The following is a 21,535-nucleotide window of genomic DNA, read 5'->3' on the forward strand; positions in this document are numbered from 1 at the left end:
TTTGCCAGTTCAGGCGAAAGACGGGCGACCTATTCATCCTCGAAACATGTCTGGCTTTCAGCATTGTGGCGATGCGCGAGGGTCCGAATGAAGCATTTTGAAATACAGGAGCACCCTTTTTGAGGAGGCTTCCGGGCGGCGGAGACAAGGGAAATATGCCAGAGGTTGGCTCAACGGGGAGCTTGCGGAGCAAATCCGCATTCAGCGCAGGCAGGCACCTGAAAGGTTCGCTTTCGCTTGGCTTCAGCCCTCTCAAACGGGTCATCCTCAAGGCAACGGTTTCCTTTGCCGCACTTGTTGCGGCGGCTCCGGCAGCATTTGCACAAGGTGCTGAAAATTCCACGCGCATAGACCTGCCATTTGGTGGCAGTGTCGGTGCTTTTGAAGTCATCCAGTTTTCGATTTTTCTGGGTGCCATGGGTGCGGCCCTTTTGTCTGCTGGCTGGCTGATCCGCGACCGTTCCAAGATCGCCAATGAAAACAATGAATTGCGCTCGCGTCTGTCCGATATGGGATTGGCTGCACAACGCAATGACGCATTGCTTAACCTCAAAGATCAGCGCATCGTTGTCTGGGATGCACATGGCGCACGCGCCGATGTCGTCGGACAATTGCCGTTTGATTGCGGTGCGCCGCAGGACCGTTCGCATTTTCTGGCCTTTGGTCGCTGGCTTCGTCCGCAATCTGTGACCGAGCTTGAACGCGCGGTTTCGGCCTTGCGCGAGCAGGCTCATGCTTTTGATCTGACAGTTGAAACTGTCAACGGCACGCTTCTGGATGTTTATGGTCGCACGTCGGGCAGTTTTGCGATTGTGCGCTTCCTGAGCCTTCAAGGCGTGCAGGCGGAGCGCGCAGCATTGCAATCGCAGAACCGCGAACTCTCTGAAAAGCTTGCGCTCTTACGCCATCTGCTGGACCGGATTGAACAGCCGGTCTGGGTGCGTGGTTCCGATGGACGTATCGAATGGGTCAATGGTGCCTATGCGCGCGCAGTGGATGCCGCGGACGGCACGCAGGCAAGCTCGGAAGGCCGGGAGCTTTTTGGCGCGCAGGCCCGTCAGCGTCTGGAGCGCGACCGCTTTGCCGAGCCGGATATGCGTGAGCAAATGCCTGCTGTGGTGCGCGGCGACCGCCGGATCTATGATGTCACCGATGTGAGCGCTGAGGCAGGCTCTGCTGGCCTTGGTTTTGATTTGAGTGAAGTGGAACAGGTGCGTGAGGAACTGAACCGCACCCTGAAGAGCCACGCTGAGACGCTCGATCAGCTTTCGACGGCGGTGGCAATTTTCGATCCGGATATGAAGCTGCAATTCTTCAATCAGGCTTTCGTTTCGCTCTGGTCGCTTGATACGGCATGGCTTGAAACACATCCGAGCAACACACTGCTCTTTGATCGGCTTCGTTCCGAAGGAAAGCTGCCTGAGCAGCCGGAATGGCGAAAGTGGAAGGATTCTCTGCTTTCCGCCTACCGCGCGGTCGAGCCGGAAGAACATATGTGGCACTTGCCGGATACGCGCATCATGCGTGTCGTCGCCAATCCGCATCCGCAAGGTGGCGTGACATGGTTCTTCGAGAACATGACCGAAAAGTTCGAGCTTGAAGGCCGCTACAATACGCTGATCAAGGTTCAGGGTGAAACACTCGACCATCTGGCGGAAGCGGTTGCGGTGTTTGGCTCTGATGGCCGTTTGCGCCTTTCCAATCCATCTTTTGCCGATCTCTGGTCGCTGCCCGCAGCGATTACCGTTGAAGGCACGCATATTTCGACCATTTCAAGCTCTGCGGCCAACGCGGCGGCGATGGTATCTGGGACGATTTCGTTTCCTCAGTCACTGGGTTCCTTGACGAACGCAACGGGCGCATGGGGCAGGTGGAGCTTGATGATGGTGTCATCCTTTCTTTTGCCGTGGTGCCGCTGCCTAAAGGTCAGACGATGCTCACCTTCATCGATGTCACCGATACGGTGCGTGTGGAACGGGCATTGAAGGAAAAGAACGAAGCGCTTTCGCTCGCCGATCAGATCAAGAACGACTTCGTGCAGCATGTTTCCTATGAGCTGCGCTCGCCGCTGACCAATATCATCGGCTTTACCGAACTGCTGCAAACGCCAACCTTTGGTTCGCTCAACGAACGCCAGCTCGAATATCTAGATCATATCGGCACGTCGTCTGCGGTGCTTCTGACCATCGTCAACGACATTCTTGACCTTGCGACGGTCGATGCCGGTATCATGCAACTCGATATTGATGATGTATCGGTGACCAACGAGATTTCCGCTGCTGCAAAGCGCGTCAGCGAGCGTCTGCACGAACATGATATCGGGCTCGATATCGATATTGCTGACGATGTCGAAACCTTTAGAGCCGATGCCAACCGCGTGCGGCAGGTCCTGTTCAACCTTTTGTCCAATGCATCCAATTATGCGCCGGAAGGTTCGACGGTCGCGCTTCAAGTGGCTCGCGATGGTACGGATATCGTCTTTGCCGTGCATGATGATGGCCCGGGCATGCCGGGCGATGTGCTGGATACGGTTTTCAAGCGTTTTCAGGCCTATCAGAATGGCGGGCGCAAGCGGGGCGTGGGCTTGGGACTTTCCATCGTCAAAAGCTTTGTCGAGCTGCATGGTGGCCGCGTAGAGATCGAAACAGGTGCGGATATTGGAACGACGGTTATTTGTCGCTTCCCATCGGAGGCGCGCAGCTTCCGTGTTGCCGCCGAATAAGGTAAATGGTGCTGCATGAGCACCCCAATCAATAGCCCGATAACCCGTCTTGAATTGTTCCTGCCCGATGAAGCCGCTACACAGCGCTTTGGCGAGGATTTCGCTTTAGCGCTGATCAAAGGCGATCTCGTCACTTTATCGGGCGATCTTGGTGCCGGTAAATCCTCGCTCGCCCGCGCGATCATCCGTGCGATTGCCGATGATGAGGGGCTTGAGGTGCCAAGCCCGACATTCACGCTGGTGCAGAGCTATGAGGCTTTGCGCATCCCCGTGGCGCACGCTGATCTTTACCGGATTTCGCATGGTGAGGAGCTGGACGAACTGGGGCTTGTCGAATTCCTCGAAGATGGTGTGGTGCTGTCCGAATGGCCGGAGCAGGCGGAAGGTTTTCTGCCGGAGCCAAGCTTCGCCGTGACATTAACCCATGAAGGGGCAGGGCGGCGCATTGCCATTGCAGGTCCCGAGGCTGCGATTGCGCGGCTTCAGCGTACGCTCGACATCCGGGCTTTCCTTGAAAACAACGACCGGGCAGCTGCCACACGCCGCTATTTGCAGGGCGATGCTTCACCGCGCAAATATGAGATCATTACAAGCGCACATGGTGTCGAAGTTCTGATGAATGCACCGGCGATGCCCTATGATCCACCGCTGCGCAACGGAAAATCCTATCGCCAGCTCGCGCATATTGCAGAGAATATTCAGGCTTTCGTGGCTATTGACGGCCTGCTTGCAGCGCATGGTTTGCGGGTGCCAGAAATGCGCGCAATGGATATTGATGCGGGGCTTCTGATCCTTGAGGATCTGGGAACAGAAGGCATCCGCGCACCCTCCGGCGAACCTGTCGCTGAACGCTATGAGGCAGCGGGACGGTTTCTGGCGCATCTTCACGGTGTTCAGTGGCCAGATCAGGCGCCGGTTCCGGGCCATCTCGATCATATCATTGCAGGATTTGACCGCGATGCGATGATCATGGAAGTGAGCCTCGTGGGACAATGGTATGCGCCACGCATCATGGGCCGCAAGCTTACTGAAGCCGAAGTTGCAGCCTATGAGGCGGCATGGGATGAGGTTCTGACCGATATCGCCGATTGCGAAAAAAGCCTGCTGCTGCGCGATTATCACTCACCAAACCTGTTCTGGTTTGAGGATGCGAAAGGTGTAGACAAAATCGGCACCATCGACTTTCAGGACGCGATGATCGGGCCAGCTGCCTATGATGTGGCTTCACTGGCGCTTGATGCCCGCGTGACGATTACGTCGGAGCTCGAAAAGGCAGTGGTTGATGCCTATTGTGATGAACGCCGCAAGCTTGGCCATGTGTTTGACGAAGCGGCTTTCCGGATGGCCTATGCCGCTATGGGTGCGCAGCGCAACGCCAAGCTGCTGGGCTTGTTCGTGCGTCTTGATGAGCGTGATGGCAAGCCGCATTATCTCGCGCATCTGCCACGCATTCATGACTATCTCGGTCGCGTCTTAAAGCATCCGGTCATGGCGCCGGTAGCCCGCTGGTTTGACGATCTCGCTTTGCTGGAGCAACAATGACACTTCCTGATACAGCGATCATGCTTGCAGCAGGTCTTGGCAAGCGTATGCGCCCGATCACCGAAACCATGCCCAAGCCACTGGTTAAGGTTTCTGGTAAGCCGCTGATCGACTGGGGGCTGGATGCGCTGGCAGTAGCAGGCGTTGAGAATACAATCGTCAATGTTCATTACTTAGCCGACCAACTGATCGACTATCTTGCCAACCGTGCAGAGCCGAAAATCACGATCTCCGACGAGCGCGATCTGCTACTTGATTCCGCGGGTGGTATCGTCAATGTGCTGCCGCAGCTTGGGGGTAGGCCGTTCTACGTACTCAATGCCGATACGTTCTGGGTTGGGGATGAAGCAAAGCCGAATATCACGGCTCTTCGTGATGCATGGGACGATGCCTGCATGGATATCCTTCTCATGACGGCCCGGCTCGATCAGGCAACAGGTTTTGAAGGCAAGGGCGACTTCGTTGCGGATGTTGAGGGGCGCTTGCGCCGTCTGCGCGATGTCGCGGGCGATCCCGTCATCTATGCCGGTGCAGCAATCATTCATCCGCGTATTTTTGCGAAAGCCGAGCCGGGTGTTTCATCGCTCAACCGCTATTTTGATGAAGCCATTGCAGCCGGGCGTCTTTATGGTATGCCCATGACCGGGCATTGGCTGACGGTGGGAACACCGGAAGCAATCGGCGAGGCGGAGGCTGTGCTTTCCGCAATTGCGTAAGGAGAGCATGGCGGAATGACCATTACGAGGCCAAAGCTTTTTTCCATTCCATCCGGCACAGCTTTTCTACCAGCCTTTGCCAAGGCACTTCTGGAAGGCCGTTTGATTGAAGGCTTTCCGGGTAATGTGTCTGATCCACTGGCACTAGCGAGCGCCACCATCTATGTGCCGACGCGCCGCGCCGCGCGTGCGCTTCGTTCCATTCTGGTTGATATGAATCCGGCTAAATCTGCGATCCTTCCCACCATTCGCCCGTTGGGCGATGTGGACGAAGACGCGGCTTTTTTCAACGCGGCTACAAGCGGCATATTCGATCTCAATCCGCCAATTGGCAAGGCCGAGCGCCTGCTATTGTTGGCGCGTCTCATTCGTCCATGGCGTGAATCGCTGCCTGCGCATGTGCGGGCGCTGTTTGGGGTCGATGATATTTCGGTTCCCGCAACAACCTCTGACGCGATTTGGCTTGCGCGTGATCTGGCTGGCCTGATGGACCAGGTCGAAACCGACAATGCCAAATGGAGCGAGCTTGCCAGCATTGCGCCTGATGACCTTGCCGACTGGTGGCAGGTTACGCTCGGCTTTCTCGATATTGTCACGAAACTCTGGCCGGAAATTCTGGAAGAGCGCAAGCTGTCCAATCCGGCAGCGCACCGCAATGAACTGATCTGGGGCGAGGTGCGACGACTGCGCGATCATCCGCCTCAGGGGCCTGTGATTGCGGCTGGTTCCACAGGCTCCATTCCCGCGACTGCCGAGCTCGTTTCAGTCATTGCCCGACTGCCGCAAGGCGCTGTGGTTCTGCCGGGACTGGATCGTGATCTTGATGAAGGCGCGTGGAACATGCTGGGGGCCTCGGATGATAATCCGTCCACCTTCGGCCATCCGCAATATGGTCTCCACAAGTTGTTGCAGGCCATTGGAGTGTTGCGCGAGGACGTCGAGCATATCGAAGATATGCCGGTTAACAAGCGCGTGCTGGAGCGTGTGGTCAGCGAAGCACTGCGACCGGCGGAAACCACGGATGCATGGAGCCTGCTTAACCGCGATGCGGATATGCAGCCCCAAGCATTGCTGCAATCGGCTCAAAAGATCGATCTGATTGAAACCGCTAATGAGCGTGAGGAAGCGCTGGCAGTGGCCCTGGCGCTTCGCGATGCGATCAGCGATGAAAACAAGACCGCTGCATTGGTTACTGCCGATAGAAATCTCGCGCGCCGCGTGGTGGGCGAACTCGCCCGCTTTGGCATCGACGCCGATGATTCCGGCGGCCGCCATTTGCGCGATATCGAAACCGCGACGCTGATGCGTCTCATGGTCGAAACGGTGTTCAACCCCGGCGATCCGGTGGCCCTATTGGCGCTGGTCAAGCATCCGATGCTGCGGCTTGGTGGCAAACGTATCGAACGGCGACTGGCTGCGGAAACGCTTGAATTGGTGGCGTTCCGTGGCGGTACGGGTAGGGCATCGATCATCGATCTTCCCGCCTTTTTTCGATCGCCGCATGGAAGAAAGCGCCAGCCAGTCATGGCAACCGGCATGGCACGCGACTGTTACGCCTGACATGATTGAAGCGGCGCGCGCGCTTTGCGTGAACCTGTCGGAAGCTGTTGCGCCGCTGGCACCTTTTTGCCACCATTAACCGGCGAACGGATATTGGCGAGATTACACGGGCAACTGTGGAAGCGCTGGAAAATCTGGCGCGTGATGAAAGCGAAAGCGTCACGCGTTATTATTCCGGGGAGCATGGCGAGAAGTTGGCTTCATTTCTGCGTCAGCTTGTGGCGAGCGAAGCGGGACTGGATTTTGAGGCTATTGAATGGCCCGCAATTCTTGAAGCTCTGATGTCGGGCGAAACCGTTAAGCCACATCCGGGCGGCCATCCGCGCGTCTTCATCTGGGGTGCGCTGGAAGCGCGTTTGCAGACCATGGATACGTTGGTGATCGGTGGCCTCAACGAAGGCACATGGCCCGCCAAGACGCGCAATGATCCGTTCATGTCGCGCCCTATGAAGGCGATGATCGCGCTTGATCCACCTGAGCGCCGTACCGGCCTTGCAGCGCACGATTTCCAGATGGCGCTCGGCATGGATCATGTCGTGCTGTCGCGTTCGCAGCGTTCGGACAATGCACCAACTATTCCGTCGCGCTGGTTGCAGCGGCTTGAAACGGTTCTGGGTTCAGATGTGACCAAGGATATGCGCTCGCGTGGGCAACGTTTTATCCATTGGGCGCGTGAAATCGATCAGGCGCCTGATGTGCCTTTTGTCAAACGCCCGGAACCGGCACCGCCCGTAAGCGCACGGCCCAAGCATTTTTCGGTCACGGAAATCGAAACCCTGCGTCGCGATCCCTACGCGATCTTTGCCAAAAAGATTCTGAAACTGCGTCCGCTGGAGCCGTTGATCCGCGATCCGGCAGCTGCAGAACGTGGGACGCTTTTTCACGACATTCTCGGGCATTTCACCGAAGAGGGCATTGATCCGCTGGCTCCCGATGCAGCCGTGCAGCTCGAAGAATTTGGCCGGCATTTCTTTGGCGAAATGGATCTACCCATTGAGATAGAAGCAGTCTGGTGGCCGCGTTTTACCGCTCTTATTCCGCAATTCCTCGAATGGGAGCGGGAACGCGCTTATAATGTTCAAACCCGCTTTGCCGAAATTTCGTCGGATAAGCGCGAGGTTGAAAGTCTTGGCATCACTTTGTCGGGCCGTGCCGATCGTATCGATCTGATGCGTGATGGGACAGCGGAAGTGATCGATTATAAGACCGGCTCCACGCCATCGCCAAGACAGGCGCATGTTCTCTTGTCGCCACAGTTGGCGCTGGAAGCAGCTCTTCTTGCGCGGGGTGCTTTTTCCGATCTGGGCGCGGTTCGAGCGTCTGATCTGACCTATGTGCGATTGCGGGCAGGCGGCGAGGTGAAGCCCGAGTCGATTTTAAAAATTGGCAGGCCGCCTTCGGAAAAAACTGCACCCGCCCTTGGTGAAGAGGCATGGCAGCGACTGGCGCAGTTGCTGACCGACTATCAGAATCCGGCTAAGGGTTATCTTTCCGCGCGCTTCCTTTTCGTGAGACAGATTTGACGGGCGATTATGATCATCTGGCACGCGTGCTGGAATGGTCCGCTGGTGGTGATGCTGGCGGGGAGGGCGGCGAATGAAAAAGCAACGTGTGATTCCACCGGAAACAATTGCAGCGCAGGCCAGTGCCGCCAATCCGCTGGCCTCTGTCTGGGTGTCGGCCAATGCCGGTTCCGGCAAGACTCACGTTTTGACTGAGCGCGTTATCCGGCTGCTGCTCGAAGGCACCGACCCGTCGAAAATTCTCTGCCTCACCTATACCAAGGCGGCAGCGGCCGTCATGCAGAACCGTGTTTTTGCGCGATTGTCTGAATGGGCAATGTTGCCGGATGAGGATTTGGCCGACAGGCTTGTCAAGCTTGAAGGCAGGCGTCCGGGAGCGACACGGCTTGCCGTGGCACGCAGGCTTTTTGCGCGGGCGCTTGAAACGCCAGGCGGGCTGAAAATCCAGACCATCCACGCATTCTGCGAAGCGATCCTGCATCAGTTCCCGCTTGAGGCGAACATCGCAGGCCACTTCGAGATGATGGACGATCTCATGCAGGCGGCCCTTGTTGGCGAAGCGCGCCGCACCCTGCTTGAGACCGCACATGGCGGCGGCGATCCGGAACTGGCAAACGCTTTTGCCGATGTCATGCAGGCAGCAGGCGAGATGGGTTTGCAGGCACTGCTTGATGAAGCCGTGGGCCGCCGCAATGGCTTGCAGCAATACATTATGGCGCTTGGCAATGCGGATGAGCGCAGCGAGACTTTGCACCGGCATTTCCGTTTCAGGCCCGACACGCGCGAATCCGATCTACTGGATGATATGTGGCCGGTGCCGGAATTTTCCGAAGATGCACTCGATCTCATTTTGTCGATCCAGAAGGGTGCGGCACGCGCGCATGACTTCGCGTTGCAGCTCAAGCAATATGAGAAAGTGAAAAGCAGTTTCGACAAGGAAGCCGTTCTGCGTGCTTCCTTCCTGAAGGCGACGGGCGAGGCCAAATCCGGGTCTTATGTGGGCTCGGCTGCCGTAAAAAAGCTGCTGCCGGATTTCGAAGAAGATTTTAATGCCGCAGCAATGCGTGTTGAACTTGGTCTCGACAAGATCAAGGAGCTGCGGCTTATCCGGCTAAATCTGGCCGGGCTCACACTCATTGATAATCTCCTGCAGCGCTATCATGATTTGAAACGCAAGCGCGGCCTGCTCGACTTTGAAGACCTAATTACCCGCACGGTGGCGCTTCTGGCGCGTGATGGGGCAGGGCAATGGGTGCAGTATAAGCTTGATCGCGGCATTGATCATATTCTGGTCGATGAAGCACAGGATACCAGTCCCGATCAGTGGCAGGTCATCCGCATGTTGTCGGAAGAGTTTTTCTCAGGCCTCGGTCAGCGCAACGTGCAGCGCACGCTGTTTGCCGTGGGCGATGAAAAGCAGTCGATCTACTCGTTTCAGGGGGCCGTGCCGGAAGACTTTGCTATTCAAGGTAAAGCCATCAGTGCCAAGGCTCGTGATGCAGACCTTACGTTTAAAGAGGTCCGCCTGAATTTCTCGTTCCGCTCTGCGCCAGATGTTTTGCAGGCGGTAGATGAAGTGTTCTCGCGTCCAGAGGCTAATCGCGGCTTGTCAGGGGCCACCGTTCACTCTGCCATTCGCGATCAGGAGCCGGGTGAGGTAGAAATCTGGGATATGCTGACGCCGGAAGTGGTTGAGGAGCCGGATGACTGGCGCGTGCCGGTCGACCACTTGCAGGCACCTGCCATAAAACTTGCCGAACAGATTGCAGAAACCATTCGCTACTGGCTTGATCGCGGCGAAACCATTCCAGGTCAGAACCGCAAACTTGCGCCGAAAGATATTATGGTGCTGGTTCGTAAGCGCGATCAGTTCATGCCAGCGCTTTCGCGGGCACTCAAAGAGCGCCATGTGCCGGTGGCTGGTGCCGACCGCCTCAAGCTTACAAGCCACATCGCCATTCAGGATTTGATGGCGCTGGGGCGTTTCGTTTTGCAGCCGTCAGATGATTTGTCATTGGCTTCGCTTCTAAAAAGTCCGCTGTTTGGCTGGGATGATGACAGGCTGTTTGCATTGGCCAATCCGCGCAAGAGCGGCGAAACACTGTTTGAGCGTCTCTATCATGCATCCCTTGAAGAACCGGCATTGATCGGTGTGCACAAGACGCTGAGCCGCTGGCGCAATATGGCCGATACCATGCCAATCTTCGAGTTCTATGCGCGGGTTTTGAGTGCGGATGGTGCTCGGCGTAAGTTGCTTGCGCGGCTTGGGCCGGAAGCAGGCGATATTATCGACGAATTTCAGAACTATGCGCTTTCCGCTGAACGCGCTGGCCTGCCGGGCATGCAGGCATTTCTGGAAACGCTCGATGCAGCCTCGCCGCAAATCAAGCGCGAACTTGATCAGGGCCGCAACGAAGTGCGTATCATGACGGTTCATGCCGCCAAGGGGCTTGAAGGCGCTGTAGTGTTTCTGGTTGATCCGGGCAATGCCGTCTGGAGCGGGACGCGCGCACCAAAGCTCATTCCGTTTGATCTTACTAATGATGGACCACAGGTGAAAGGCTATCTCTGGCAACCCAATGCTGGTTATCAAACCGGCTTTCTGGCTTCGCAGATTGAGGGCCTGAAGGTGCGCGCCGAAGAAGAATATCGCCGCCTGCTCTATGTAGGAATGACGCGTGCGGAGGACCGGCTGATTGTCTGTGGCTATCGCGGATCGCGTGAAAGCGGCGAGACATGGCACAGGCTGGTCGAAGATGCGCTGACAACAAAGGCTGAAACCTTTGTGCACCCGGTTTCGGGCGTTGCCGCCCGACGCTACCGCAACACGCCGCGCGGTTTGACTGAGATTGCCGAGCCTGAAGTGGTGCAAGTCGCAGAACTGCCGCCACTGCCAGACGACTTTAAAAAGCCGATAAAGCCGGAACCGGGGCTGCCGCGTCCCCTTGCCCCATCGGGCGCATCGGCATTGATTGAAGCGGATGAGGAGCCACCGCTCGATACGTTGTCGCCCGTTCTGGGACAGAGCGGCGAGACGTCGGCTTTCGCGTTAAGGCGCGGTACGGCGATCCATATGCTGCTGCAATATCTGCCCGAAGTGGCGATAAATGAGCGTGAGAAGCTTGCGCAGGACTATCTCGCGCGCATTGCTTCCGACTGGCCCGAAGCTGAACGCGCGAAAGCCTGGGCGAGTGTGGCAACCATTCTGGCTGATCTAAAGTTTGCGCCGGTCTTTGCCAAAGGATCGCGTGGTGAAGTGGCGGTCATGGGTACGATCAATCTCGGCGGAAAAGACCATGCCGTGTCAGGGCAGATCGACCGCATCAGCGTTGACGAAGCTCGCGTTCTGATCGTGGATTATAAAACCAATCGCCCGCCGCCAAAGAGTGTTGAAGCCGTACCTTTCGCCTATCGCGCGCAGCTGGCGCTCTATCGGGAATTGCTTGCGCCTCTCTATCCGGGACGGGTAGTCGAGGCCGCTTTGTTGTTCACCGAAGGGCCATATCTGCTGCCATTGCCAGAAGCTTCAATGGATGAAGCACTGAAGGCGCTCAGTGACTCTCAAGGAAAGGTGACCAACCAGAACTTGACGGATGGCAGTCAACACGCCACATGATATAGTCAAATGAGCAGTTTCTCTTGAGTCTTTTGCTCTCAAACAGATATGAGGATAGCCCTATGGCAACCGTAAAGGTCGATAACAGCAATTTTCAGTCGGACGTTCTTCAGTCGAGCGAGCCTGTCGTCGTGGATTTTGGGCTGAATGGTGCGGTCCATGCAAGATGATCGCTCCGGCTCTTGATGAGATTGCCGCTGAAATGGCTGGTCAGGTTAAGATCGCCAAGGTCAATATCGACGAAAATCCTGAACTCGCCGCACAGTTTGGCGTGCGTTCGATCCCAACGCTGCTGATGTTCAAGGATGGCGAACTCGCCGCCAACATGGTTGGCGCTGCTCCAAAGAGCCGCCTTGCCGACTGGATCAAGGCTTCTGCTGCTTAATCAGCAAGCTTCTGATTTGTGACAAAACCCGGCCTTTGTGCCGGGTTTTTTGTTGCGCTCATGATGCCCCGAAAGCGCAAGCATTCAAGAAAGCTTCAATGAACTGAGAAAATACTGTTACAAATGAGGCCTATTCCCCGTGCAGTCTCAAAGCTGGCCGTCGTTCATCCGGCGGTCGCCATCGTTCGGGGTAAAGCATGCTTATTAATCGTCGTCACGCATTGGGTTTGATGGGAGCTGCTGCCGGCACTTTCGTCTTGCCGGGCATCGTTCGCGCCAACCAGCGCCGCTCGATCACGATCGCGGTGCAGAAGATCACCAACAACAACACGCTCGACATCTGGAACGAGCAGTCGAATGTTGGCGAGCGTGTCTTCTTCCCGAATTTGTGGGAAGGTCTCATCCTGCGTGACTGGATGGGCAATCAGGGACCTGTTCCCGGCCTTGCCACCGAGTGGAAGCGTCTTGATGACAAGACCATTGAGTTGAAGCTGCGTCAGGGTGTGAAGTTCCACAATGGCGATGAACTGACGGCTGAAGACGTGGTTTTCTCGTTCTCCGATGAGCGCCTTTTTGCAGGTACTGAGCCATCGGGTGGCAAGACGCTTTACGAAGCAAACTTCAAGCCGCAGACCGAAAAAGAACTGCCAGCTGCAATTCCGGGCATTTCGCGTCGCCTGTGGCCAGCCCTTCGCGGTGTCGAAGCTGTCGACAAATATACCGTGCGTTTCCACAATGCGACACCTGACGTCACACTTGAAGGCCGCCTCTACGCCTTCGGTTCGCAGATTGCCAACAAGCGCGCCTGGAACGAAGCAAAGTCCTATACCGATTGGGCTCGTAAGCCAGTCACAACCGGCCCTTACAAGGTTGCTGACTATAAGCCAGACGTAGAACTGGTGCTTGAAGCGCACGACGAATATTGGGGCGGTCGCCCGCCATTGCAGCAGATCCGCTTCGTCGAAGTGCCGGAAGTTGCAAGCCGCGTAAACGGTTTGATTTCCGGTCAGTATGACTTCGCCTGCGATCTTCCACCAGATCAGATCGGCAATGTTGCGAACAATCCGGGTCTCGAAGTCCAGAGCTCGACCATCTGGAACCATCGCACGACGATTTTCAACACGCAGAATGAAGTGCTGCGCGATCCGCTGGTTCGCCGCGCGATGACTCATTCGATCGACCGTCAGGCAATCGTGGATTCGCTCTGGGCCGGTCAGACTGTTGTGCCTGCTGGTCTGCAGTTTGAAAGCTTCCGCACCTCCGATATGTTCATCGAAGGCTGGGAACCACCACAGTTCGACCCGGAACTCGCCCGCGATCTGCTCAAGCAGGCCAATTATAAGGGCGATGCGATCCCTTACCGTCTGCTCAACAACTACTACACCAACCAGACCCCGACTGCTCAGGTTCTCGTTGAAATGTGGAAGCAGGTTGGTCTGAATGTCGAGATCGAGATGAAGGAAAACTGGGCGCAAATCCATGATCCGGCAGGCACCAAGGGTGTTCGCGACTGGTCGGCATCCAACAACATCAACGATCCGATCACACCGATGGTGGTGCAGTTTGGCCCGAACGGCGAAGTCCAGCAGAAGAAGGACTGGTCGAACGACGAGATCAACAAGCTGTCGGTCATCATGGAAACCTCGACAGACCGCGGAGAGCGCAAGAAGGCGATCAAGCGTATGCTTGAAATCTGCGAGCGCGAAGATCCGGTTTACAGCGTGCTGCATCAGAATGCTGTGTTCACCGGCATGAAGAAGGAACTGAAGTGGAAAGCCGCTCCGGCCTTCGCCATGGATTTCCGTTCAAACAACTGGAACGTCTGATCCTGATGAATGGTTGACGCGATTATGCGTCAGCCATTTTCCTTTTCATGAAATGCATCTGAAAATCGCCAGTAACCGCGATTGACCGAGCGAAAGGAGAAGACGGTGGCATTCGTCTCCATTCGGGATTTAAAGGTTTCTTTCAGCGGTGTGCAGGTTCTGCACGGCATCAATCTCGACATCGACCGGGGTGAAACTCTGGGTCTGGTTGGTGAATCCGGCTGCGGAAAATCTGTAACCTGGCTTGCAGCCCTTGGTCTTTTGTCGGGCAAGACATCGGTTTCCGGTTCAGTAGTCGTTGATGGTCAACAGCTCATTGATGCACCACGTCGCGTGCAGGAAAGCGTTCGCGGCGGTCGCATTGCGATGATTTTTCAGGACCCAAGTTCCTCGCTCAATCCGGTCAAGAAAGTTGGGCCACAGATTGTCGAGTCTTTGGCTCTCCATCGCGGATTGAAGGGCAATACTGCGCGTCTTGAAGCGATCAGGCTTATGGAACGGGTTGGCATTCCAGATGCCGCGCGACGGTTTAATCTTTTCCCGCATGAATTTTCAGGTGGCCAGTGTCAGCGGATCATGATCGCTATCGCATTAGCCGGTGAGCCGGATGTGCTGATTGCGGATGAACCGACCACGGCACTCGATGTCACCATTCAGGCGCAGATTCTCGATCTTCTGAACCAGATCAGGCAGGAAACCGGCATGGCGATCGTATTCATCAGCCATGATCTGGGGGCAGTCAGTCAGATATGCGAGCGGGTGTGCGTCATGTATGCCGGACGTATCGTGGAAACTGCGCAAACGTCGGAATTGTTTGAGACACCGAAGCATCCTTATACATTGGGCCTGTTTGATGCCATTCCGCGGCTCGATGGCGGGCGCGAACGACTGCGCGCCATTCCGGGTACGGTCCCCGATCCCCGACACTTGCCGCAAGGCTGTGCCTTCGCGCCGCGCTGTTCGCAGGCAACCGATCAGTGTGAAAAACATATTCCTGAGCTTCGGCAGTTGAGCGCGCAGAAAGTCGCCTGTTTCAATGCGGTTGATGTGATGGAAACCGCATTCATCGATGCGGGAAACGCCCATTGCACTATCAGTGCAGAAGGAGCGGCTGCATGAGTTTCCTTCTTGAAGCCCGCAATCTCGTTCGCACCTATCAGGGCGGCGGCATCTTCAGAAAGACCGATCCGGTAAAGGCAGTCGACGGCGTGAGTTTACGCATTCAGCCGGGCGAAACTCTTGGCATTGTGGGTGAATCCGGTTGCGGCAAGTCCACGCTCGGTCGTATGTTGCTGGGCATTGACGATGCGACAGAAGGCGAAGTGCTCTTCGACGGCAAGCCGTTGCCAACGCGCAATACGGTCGAATGGCGCAAGCTTCGCGCTCAGATGCAGCTGGTGTTTCAGGACCCGCTCGCAGCCCTTGACCGTCGCCTGACCATTGCCGCGCAGATCGGCGAACCTTTGCAGATACATGGTATCGCTAGAGGAACAGAGCTTAAAGACCGTGTCGATGAGTTGATGATATCAGTCGGCCTTCGTCGCGATCAGGGAGATCGCTATCCGCATGAATTGTCGGGTGGCCAGCGCCAGCGTGTCATCATCGCACGTGCTCTGGCCACAAGCCCGCGCCTGCTGGTCTGTGACGAGCCGGTTTCGGCACTTGATGTTTCCATTCAGGCGCAGGTCGTCAATCTGCTGCGCGATCTGCAGGAACGGCACGGCGTTGCCATGGTTTTCATCAGCCATGATCTCAAGGTCGTGCGCAATATCTGCGACCGCGTGGCGGTCATGTATCTCGGCAAGATCGTCGAAGAAGCAAGCTCCGGTGTGATCTTCGACACACCGCAACACCCTTACACCAAAGCATTGGTTTCCTCCGTGCCTGTTCCGGGAAAGCGGCTTGAGCACCGCATGATCCTCAAGGGTGAGCCGCCAAATCCGGCCAATCGACCGAATGGTTGCGTTTTCCATCCGCGTTGTCCGATTGCTGGGTTCCAGTGTCCGACCGCAATGCCAGAACTTGAAATTTCCGGTTACGACCGACGAACCGCTTGTCATTTTGTCGAGCCGGTCAAAACTGCGGCGTGAGGCTCGAATGTTTTCTTATGTAGCATCCCGCTTTTTCCGCGCGCTGGTCACCGTGTTTCTGGTCATGACCTTCGCTTTCGTGGTTCTGCGCATGTCGGGCGATCCCGCACAGATTATGCTTGGTCCTGATGCGCCGCAGGAATCCATTGATGCGTTTCGCAAGGCGTGGGGGCTGGATGACCCGCTGTGGCTCCAATATCTCTCTTATCTCAAGGGGATTTTGAGCTTCGATTTCGGTGTCTCCATGCGAGACAAGGCATCGGCCATCGATCTGGTGTTGCAGCGTATTCCTGCGACGCTTCAAATCACGATCCCGGCGCTGATCATCAAGCTGTGCCTTGGCATTCCGGCAGGCGTCTATGCGGCCTTGCACCGTCAGGGTTTTGCGGATCGTGGCGTGATCACACTGTCTATTCTTGGCTTTACAGTGCCGTCTTTCGTGCTTGGTCTGGTGCTGGTTCTGATCTTTTCGATCCAGCTTGGCGTTCTGCCATCCGGTGGTAGTGATACGTGGATACATGGCATTCTGCCGACGCTGACGATTGCCATCGGCGGTACGGCAATTCTGGCGCGTTTCTCGCGTTCGGCAATGATCGAAGTGCTTGGCCGTCCCTATATCCGCACAGCTTCCGCCAAGGGGGTGAGCTGGCATGATGTTGTGTGGAAACACGCACTGCCCAATGCTTCAGTGCCGATTGTCACCATTGTCGGCTTCATGGTCGGATCGTTGATTGCGGGTGCGGTTGTCGTTGAGACCATCTTTTCATGGCCGGGCGTCGGACGCCTGCTTGTTGTTTCGGTTGCCAATCGCGATCTCGCCGTCGTGCAGTGCCTTCTTCTGATGATTGCAAGCTGCATGGTCGTCTCCAACCTCATTGTCGATGTTCTCTACGGCGTTCTTGATCCACGCCTGAGATCAAAGGCTGCGCATTAGAGCGCATCCCGAAAAGTGTGAAACGGTTTTCGGACAAAGATGCGCGTTAAAACAAATATTTAGAGCGGCGATCTGATCCAATCAGATCGAAACGCGCTCTAAGGGAGGTTGAGGATGACTGACACAGCTCTTCACAGCACGACCGCAATTCGCGCACCGGGGCTTATAACGCGTCTGCGTAAGTCTGTGCCCGCAAGTGTCGCATTTGCGATTTTCTGGCTTGGATTGATGCTTTTCGTGGTGTCCTTCGCCGATCTGCTGCGACCATATCCAATCACCAAAATGGACCTGATGGCGCGTCTGGTTCCGCTTGGCACGCCTGGACATTGGCTGGGCACCGATGAACTTGGTCGTGATGTCTATTCGCGTCTTCTGCAGTCGATCCGCGTTTCGCTGATCATTGCGTTTGGCGCGACAATCCTCTCGGCCTTCTTCGGGACACTGCTCGGCTTTCTTGCTGCCCGGTTCCGTGGCTGGGTGGAGCAGGTGGTGCTGATGCTGGCAGATTTTCAGGCGGCACTTCCGTTCATGGTGCTGGCTCTGGCTGTGCTGGCTTTCTTCGGCAACTCGCTGACGCTGCTCATCTGTCTGATGGGTTTCTATGGCTGGGAACGTTATGCACGCATTGCGCGCGGGCTTGCCATTTCTGCCGGTGCGCAGGGCTATGCCAGTGCGGTCGTGCAGCTGGGTGCTACGCCGTTCCGGGTCTATTTTCATCACATTCTGCCGAATGTCGCCTCGACGCTGATCGTGTCGATGACGCTGACTTTCCCGGAAATAATCCTGATGGAATCCGGGCTTTCATTTCTTGGTCTGGGCGTACAGCCCCCGGCCACCTCTCTGGGCAACATGGTTGGCTTTGCGCGCGAATATCTCACGCAGGCACCGTGGATCATGCTGGCACCGGCGCTGGTGATCGTACTGACAACCCTTTCAATTTCACTTCTCGGGGACTGGCTGCGCGACAAGCTGGACCCAACCGTTCAATAGGAATATCGCAATGATAAAGATCATGGCGCATCGTGGTGCGCGCAATCTGTGGGCTGAAAACTCGCTGACAGGTTTCAGAAACGTGCTGAAGCTGGACGTCGATAGTGTCGAGTTCGACCTGCATCTGACAGGTGCCGGACAGATTTTGGTTATCCATGACAGCACGCTGGAGCGTACGACAGACGCTCAAGGTTATGTCCGTGATCTCGATGACGATGCACGTCGCGCCATTCGGCTCAAAGACGAGCAGGGCAGTGTGACCGGGGATAGCATTCCGACTTTTGACGAAGTGCTGGACGTGTTTGCGACGAGGCCGGAACTCAAGCTCTATGTCGAGCTGAAGTCAGGCCCGGATGGCACACCTTATGAAGGGCTGGTCGAGAAGGCCGTCGAAATCATCAAGGCACGCGGCATCGAAGAGCGTGTCGTTCTGCATTCCTTCGACCGCAGCGTTGTTGAGCGCTGCGCCGAAGTTGCCCCGGAAATCGAACGACTGATGTCGCTCAACACCGAATGGGTTGAGCGCAATGGTGGGCTGGAGCATTTCTTTGCGAGCGTCGAGCCGCTGGTTCAATATGTCGGCGTTCACCACGCCCTGTTCGAGGCTGAATTTGAGCGCATCACGTCGCTGTTTCCAAACGAACGCCTTGGTGTATGGACGCTCAACGAGCGCGACCTGATTGACCGCTGGATGCAACGCGATGTCGCTTACATCACGTCGGATAGTCCCGATCTGGTGATTGCGTCTCGCCTCGCTCTCGCAAAACAGCCCGCCTGACAAATCTCAGCTCTCAAACCTTACTCGGTCAACCTCAGGAAGAACATTATGTCTGATCTGCCACTGCTCGGCGTAGCCGTGCCATTGTCATATCTCGAAAACCATCTCGACTTTATCCTTTCGGAAAATCGCGATCTGGAAATTCAGGATTTCTTTGATGTCAGTCTGTTGAAAGGTGATTGGAAACTGCCAGCAAACCGGATCAAGGCGCTGCTGGATGGCTATAAGGGCCGTCTCGGCATTCATGGCCCTTTCTGGGGGCTCAATATGTCGAACCCGGATGAAGACATTCGTAATATCGTGCGTGAGCGTTATCTCAAGGGTCTGGAAGTCTGCGAATATATCGGTGCAACGCAGATGGTCGTGCACAGCCCTTATAATTTCTGGTTCAACAACAATCGCGACAATTCGCCGGAAAGTGCGCAGGATATCGTCGATTACGCCCATGACACACTCGCTTTGGTCGTCAAACGCGCAGAAGAAATCGGCTGTACGCTGGTGATCGAAAACATTGAAGATATCGACCCCGATGCCCGTCGCATTCTGGCCGATAGCTTCCAGTCAAAGTCGGTCGCGGTATCGGTCGACACCGGCCACGCGCATTTTGCCTATGGCTCCATGGGCGCGCATCCGGTCGATTATTTCATCAGCCGCGCAGGCAATCGTCTTGAGCATGTGCATCTTCAGGATGCAGACGGCCACGCCGACCGGCATTGGGCAATCGGCGAAGGCACGATCTGCTGGCATGCAGTCTTTGCCGCTTTGTCGAAGCTTGAGAGCAATCCGCGCCTGATACTCGAACTGCGCAACAAGAATAAAATCCAGCAGTCGGTACGGTATCTCACATCAGCTGGTCTGGCGCGCTAACAGCAACGTTTCTGTCTCCTATGGCTGTCATGAATGGCAAATGGTTTGCCGCTCATGGCAGCCGTTTTTTTATGATTGTTCCAAGTGGCGTGGTTCTCAATTTCACCGCCGATAGTTCTGGAATAAACAAAGCATAGCAAATTCAATTCATTATCGCTTTCCCGATTCTTTCAAAGGGACACAAAACCCTTATCTGATGTCTGATACATCAGATATTGACATATCAAGTCATGTGTTCCAAGATCGTCTGGTAATTTCGGATGACAGTCAGGTGCGCCCTTGCGTGATAACGTTTCCCCATTTTCACCGATCAAGGTGAAGAGCCTCAGAGATCATGTGCATGACGATCTTCGGGAGGCGATTATTTCGGGGCGTCTGAAATCCGGCGACAGATTGAATGAGCGGCAATTGGCGGCAGATCTCGGCATCAGCACCAGCCCTTTGAAAGAAGCGCTGCGACAGCTGGAAGGCGAGGGGCTGGTCCGCACGGAAGCGCGACGCGGGACATTCGTTTCGTTCAATGCGCGGCAGGCGGAAGAGATGACGCTGGCGCGTGCTGCACTTGAAAGCATTATCGCACGACAGGCTGCAAAGCATGGCGGAGAAGAGGCTTTTGCATTTCTCCGTGCAGTTATTGAGGAAATGAGGGCGGCAGTGGAATCCGGTGATGTGGATGCGCTGATCGAGCTCAATGAGAAATTTCATGATGCCATTCATGAGGCGTCGGGATGCGAATATTTGCGGCGACTGCAAAATGCGCAGCGCATGTATGACCATGCTGCCCGTGTGACGGTGCTGTCGCGCGAAGATGTGCGCAGGCAATCGTTTGGCGAGCATGAAGCAATCATGCAGGCGATTACTGCAAGAAACGGGGATTTGGCCGAGCGGTTGATGCGGGAGCACATCGTGAAGGCGGGGGATACACATATCGAACTGGTCTTCTGACCAGTACCTGGGAGGGTATTATGAATTTAGCGGAATACCGCCGGGTGCTGCGAGGCATCTCGGGCGTGCATGCGACTGCCTATAATACAGATGGTGAAATCGATGCCGCGCTGACAGCGAAAATTGTCGAGCGGATTGCCGGGGCAGGTGTGCATAATATCGTCACCGGCGGCAATACGGGCGAGTTCTACAGCATGACTGTGGATGAGGTGATCCGCTTGCAGGCTATCGCGGTGAAGGCGGCAGATGGCAAGGCTGCAGTGACTGCCGCAGCCGGTCGCTCTGTGCGTGATGCGATCAGGGTTTCAAAAGCAGCACAAGCCGAAGGTGCCGATGGCGTGATGATCCATCACCCGCTTGATCCCTTTGCGGCGCCGCATGCGCAGGTTGATTACTTCATTGAAATTGCTGAAGCGATTGATCTGCCTATCGTGGCCTATATCCGCTCCGATCTGATCCCGCTTGACGAGATGGTGCGTCTGGCAACGCATCCGAAAGTCGCAGGCGTCAAGTTTGCCTCGCAAAATACCATGCTGTTCTTTGAATGCTGTCGCGCAACCAAGGGGACGGACGCGACCTGGATTTGTGGTCTCGCGGAAAGCTGGGCGCTGCCATTCTACGCGCTTGGTGGTCGTGGCTTTACGTCAGGTCTTGTCAATGTCGCGCCGGAACGCTCGCTGGCGGTCTGGAATGCGCTGGAAGCTGGCGATTACGCCCGCGCCCGCGAGGTTGTTGAAAGCATCGCCGATTTTGAAACCATGCGAACCAAATATCGCAATGGTGCAAACGTCACAGTGGTCAAGGAAGCACTACAAATTCAGGGCCTTGCTGTCGGCGATGTCCGGCTTCCGGGGTTGCCGAAACTCGAAACGGCTGACCGCAAGACACTCGAAAAGGTTGTTGCAGGTTGGGAGACTGATGCAATTGTCTGAAGACATTCGCGCATCCCGAAAAGTGTGAAGCGGTTTTCGGGCAAGATGCGCGTCAAAACAATAGTTTAGAAAACCGGCACGTACCGACAGGAGGAAGCGGTGCGTGCTG

At 55.9% G+C, this 21,535-nt stretch carries 12 protein-coding genes and 3 pseudogenes; all 15 read left to right on the plus strand.

The genetic code is table 11. The features are described from left to right. Positions 1-155: 155 nt before the first annotated feature. The 15 genes and pseudogenes from C9380_RS00385 (at position 156) to C9380_RS00455 (ending at position 21,426) form a co-directional block, all read left to right on the plus strand. Positions 156-2,722 (plus strand): annotated as a pseudogene (locus C9380_RS00385) (sensor histidine kinase). A 27-nt stretch (positions 2,723-2,749) separates the two neighbouring features. Then, complete coding sequence (tsaE, locus tag C9380_RS00390) at positions 2,750-4,264, plus strand: tRNA (adenosine(37)-N6)-threonylcarbamoyltransferase complex ATPase subunit type 1 TsaE (protein ID WP_128093609.1); 1,515 nt, start codon at positions 2,750-2,752, stop codon at positions 4,262-4,264. Then, complete coding sequence (locus tag C9380_RS00395) at positions 4,261-4,980, plus strand: nucleotidyltransferase family protein (RefSeq protein ID WP_128092760.1); 720 nt, start codon at positions 4,261-4,263, stop codon at positions 4,978-4,980. Before tsaE ends, C9380_RS00395 begins: the two co-directional genes overlap by 4 nt. Positions 4,981-4,995: 15 nt before the next feature. Further along, a pseudogene (addB, locus tag C9380_RS00400) lies at positions 4,996-8,140 on the plus strand (double-strand break repair protein AddB). Next, the gene (addA, locus tag C9380_RS00405; protein WP_128092761.1) at positions 8,137-11,679 is read left to right on the plus strand and encodes a double-strand break repair helicase AddA; all 3,543 of its coding nucleotides are present in this window, start codon (positions 8,137-8,139) and stop codon (positions 11,677-11,679) included. The pseudogene addB and the gene addA overlap by 4 nt, the downstream one beginning before the upstream one ends. Positions 11,680-11,741: 62 nt before the next feature. Beyond that, a pseudogene (trxA, locus tag C9380_RS00410) lies at positions 11,742-12,064 on the plus strand (thioredoxin). A 197-nt stretch (positions 12,065-12,261) separates the two neighbouring features. Continuing rightward, positions 12,262-13,890 (plus strand): ABC transporter substrate-binding protein, encoded by a 1,629-nt coding sequence (locus C9380_RS00415; protein WP_024898416.1) that lies wholly within the window; start codon positions 12,262-12,264, stop codon positions 13,888-13,890. Positions 13,891-13,995: 105 nt separating this feature from the next. Next, a complete protein-coding gene (locus C9380_RS00420) occupies positions 13,996-15,009 on the plus strand; it encodes an ABC transporter ATP-binding protein (protein WP_024898415.1) in 1,014 nt (337 codons plus the stop codon). Next, positions 15,006-15,980: an ABC transporter ATP-binding protein gene (locus tag C9380_RS00425; protein WP_128092762.1), complete on the plus strand. Its 975-nt coding sequence runs from the start codon at positions 15,006-15,008 to the stop codon at positions 15,978-15,980. Before C9380_RS00420 ends, C9380_RS00425 begins: the two co-directional genes overlap by 4 nt. A gap of 7 nt (positions 15,981-15,987) precedes the next feature. Continuing rightward, a complete protein-coding gene (locus C9380_RS00430; protein WP_094540916.1) occupies positions 15,988-16,914 on the plus strand; it encodes an ABC transporter permease in 927 nt (308 codons plus the stop codon). A 114-nt stretch (positions 16,915-17,028) separates the two neighbouring features. Further along, positions 17,029-17,904, plus strand: a complete 876-nt coding sequence (locus C9380_RS00435) for an ABC transporter permease (RefSeq protein ID WP_128092763.1) — start codon at positions 17,029-17,031, stop codon at positions 17,902-17,904. 10 nt (positions 17,905-17,914) lie between these two features. Continuing rightward, positions 17,915-18,682, plus strand: a complete 768-nt coding sequence (locus C9380_RS00440; protein ID WP_128092764.1) for a glycerophosphodiester phosphodiesterase family protein — start codon at positions 17,915-17,917, stop codon at positions 18,680-18,682. Between the two features lie 48 nt (positions 18,683-18,730). Beyond that, a complete protein-coding gene (locus tag C9380_RS00445; RefSeq protein ID WP_128092765.1) occupies positions 18,731-19,549 on the plus strand; it encodes a sugar phosphate isomerase/epimerase family protein in 819 nt (272 codons plus the stop codon). A 336-nt stretch (positions 19,550-19,885) separates the two neighbouring features. After that, on the plus strand, positions 19,886-20,494 hold the full coding sequence (locus tag C9380_RS00450; protein ID WP_024898409.1) for a GntR family transcriptional regulator: 609 nt from the start codon (positions 19,886-19,888) through the stop codon (positions 20,492-20,494). Positions 20,495-20,514: 20 nt separating this feature from the next. Further along, positions 20,515-21,426, plus strand: a complete 912-nt coding sequence (locus C9380_RS00455; protein ID WP_128092766.1) for a dihydrodipicolinate synthase family protein — start codon at positions 20,515-20,517, stop codon at positions 21,424-21,426. The last annotated feature ends 109 nt before the right edge of the window (positions 21,427-21,535 follow it).

This window comes from Brucella pituitosa (assembly GCF_003049685.1).
GTDB classification, from domain to species: Bacteria; Pseudomonadota; Alphaproteobacteria; order Rhizobiales; family Rhizobiaceae; genus Brucella; species Brucella pituitosa.

Coding starts and splice junctions, on each gene's coding strand:
- C9380_RS00395 (WP_128092760.1), top strand. CDS start 4,261: ATGACACTTCCTGATACAGCGATCATGCTTGCAGCAGGTCTTGGCAAG.
- addA (WP_128092761.1), top strand. CDS start 8,137: ATGAAAAAGCAACGTGTGATTCCACCGGAAACAATTGCAGCGCAGGCC.
- C9380_RS00415 (WP_024898416.1), top strand. CDS start 12,262: ATGCTTATTAATCGTCGTCACGCATTGGGTTTGATGGGAGCTGCTGCC.
- C9380_RS00425 (WP_128092762.1), top strand. CDS start 15,006: ATGAGTTTCCTTCTTGAAGCCCGCAATCTCGTTCGCACCTATCAGGGC.
- C9380_RS00430 (WP_094540916.1), top strand. CDS start 15,988: ATGTTTTCTTATGTAGCATCCCGCTTTTTCCGCGCGCTGGTCACCGTG.
- C9380_RS00435 (WP_128092763.1), top strand. CDS start 17,029: ATGACTGACACAGCTCTTCACAGCACGACCGCAATTCGCGCACCGGGG.
- C9380_RS00440 (WP_128092764.1), top strand. CDS start 17,915: ATGATAAAGATCATGGCGCATCGTGGTGCGCGCAATCTGTGGGCTGAA.
- C9380_RS00445 (WP_128092765.1), top strand. CDS start 18,731: ATGTCTGATCTGCCACTGCTCGGCGTAGCCGTGCCATTGTCATATCTC.
- C9380_RS00455 (WP_128092766.1), top strand. CDS start 20,515: ATGAATTTAGCGGAATACCGCCGGGTGCTGCGAGGCATCTCGGGCGTG.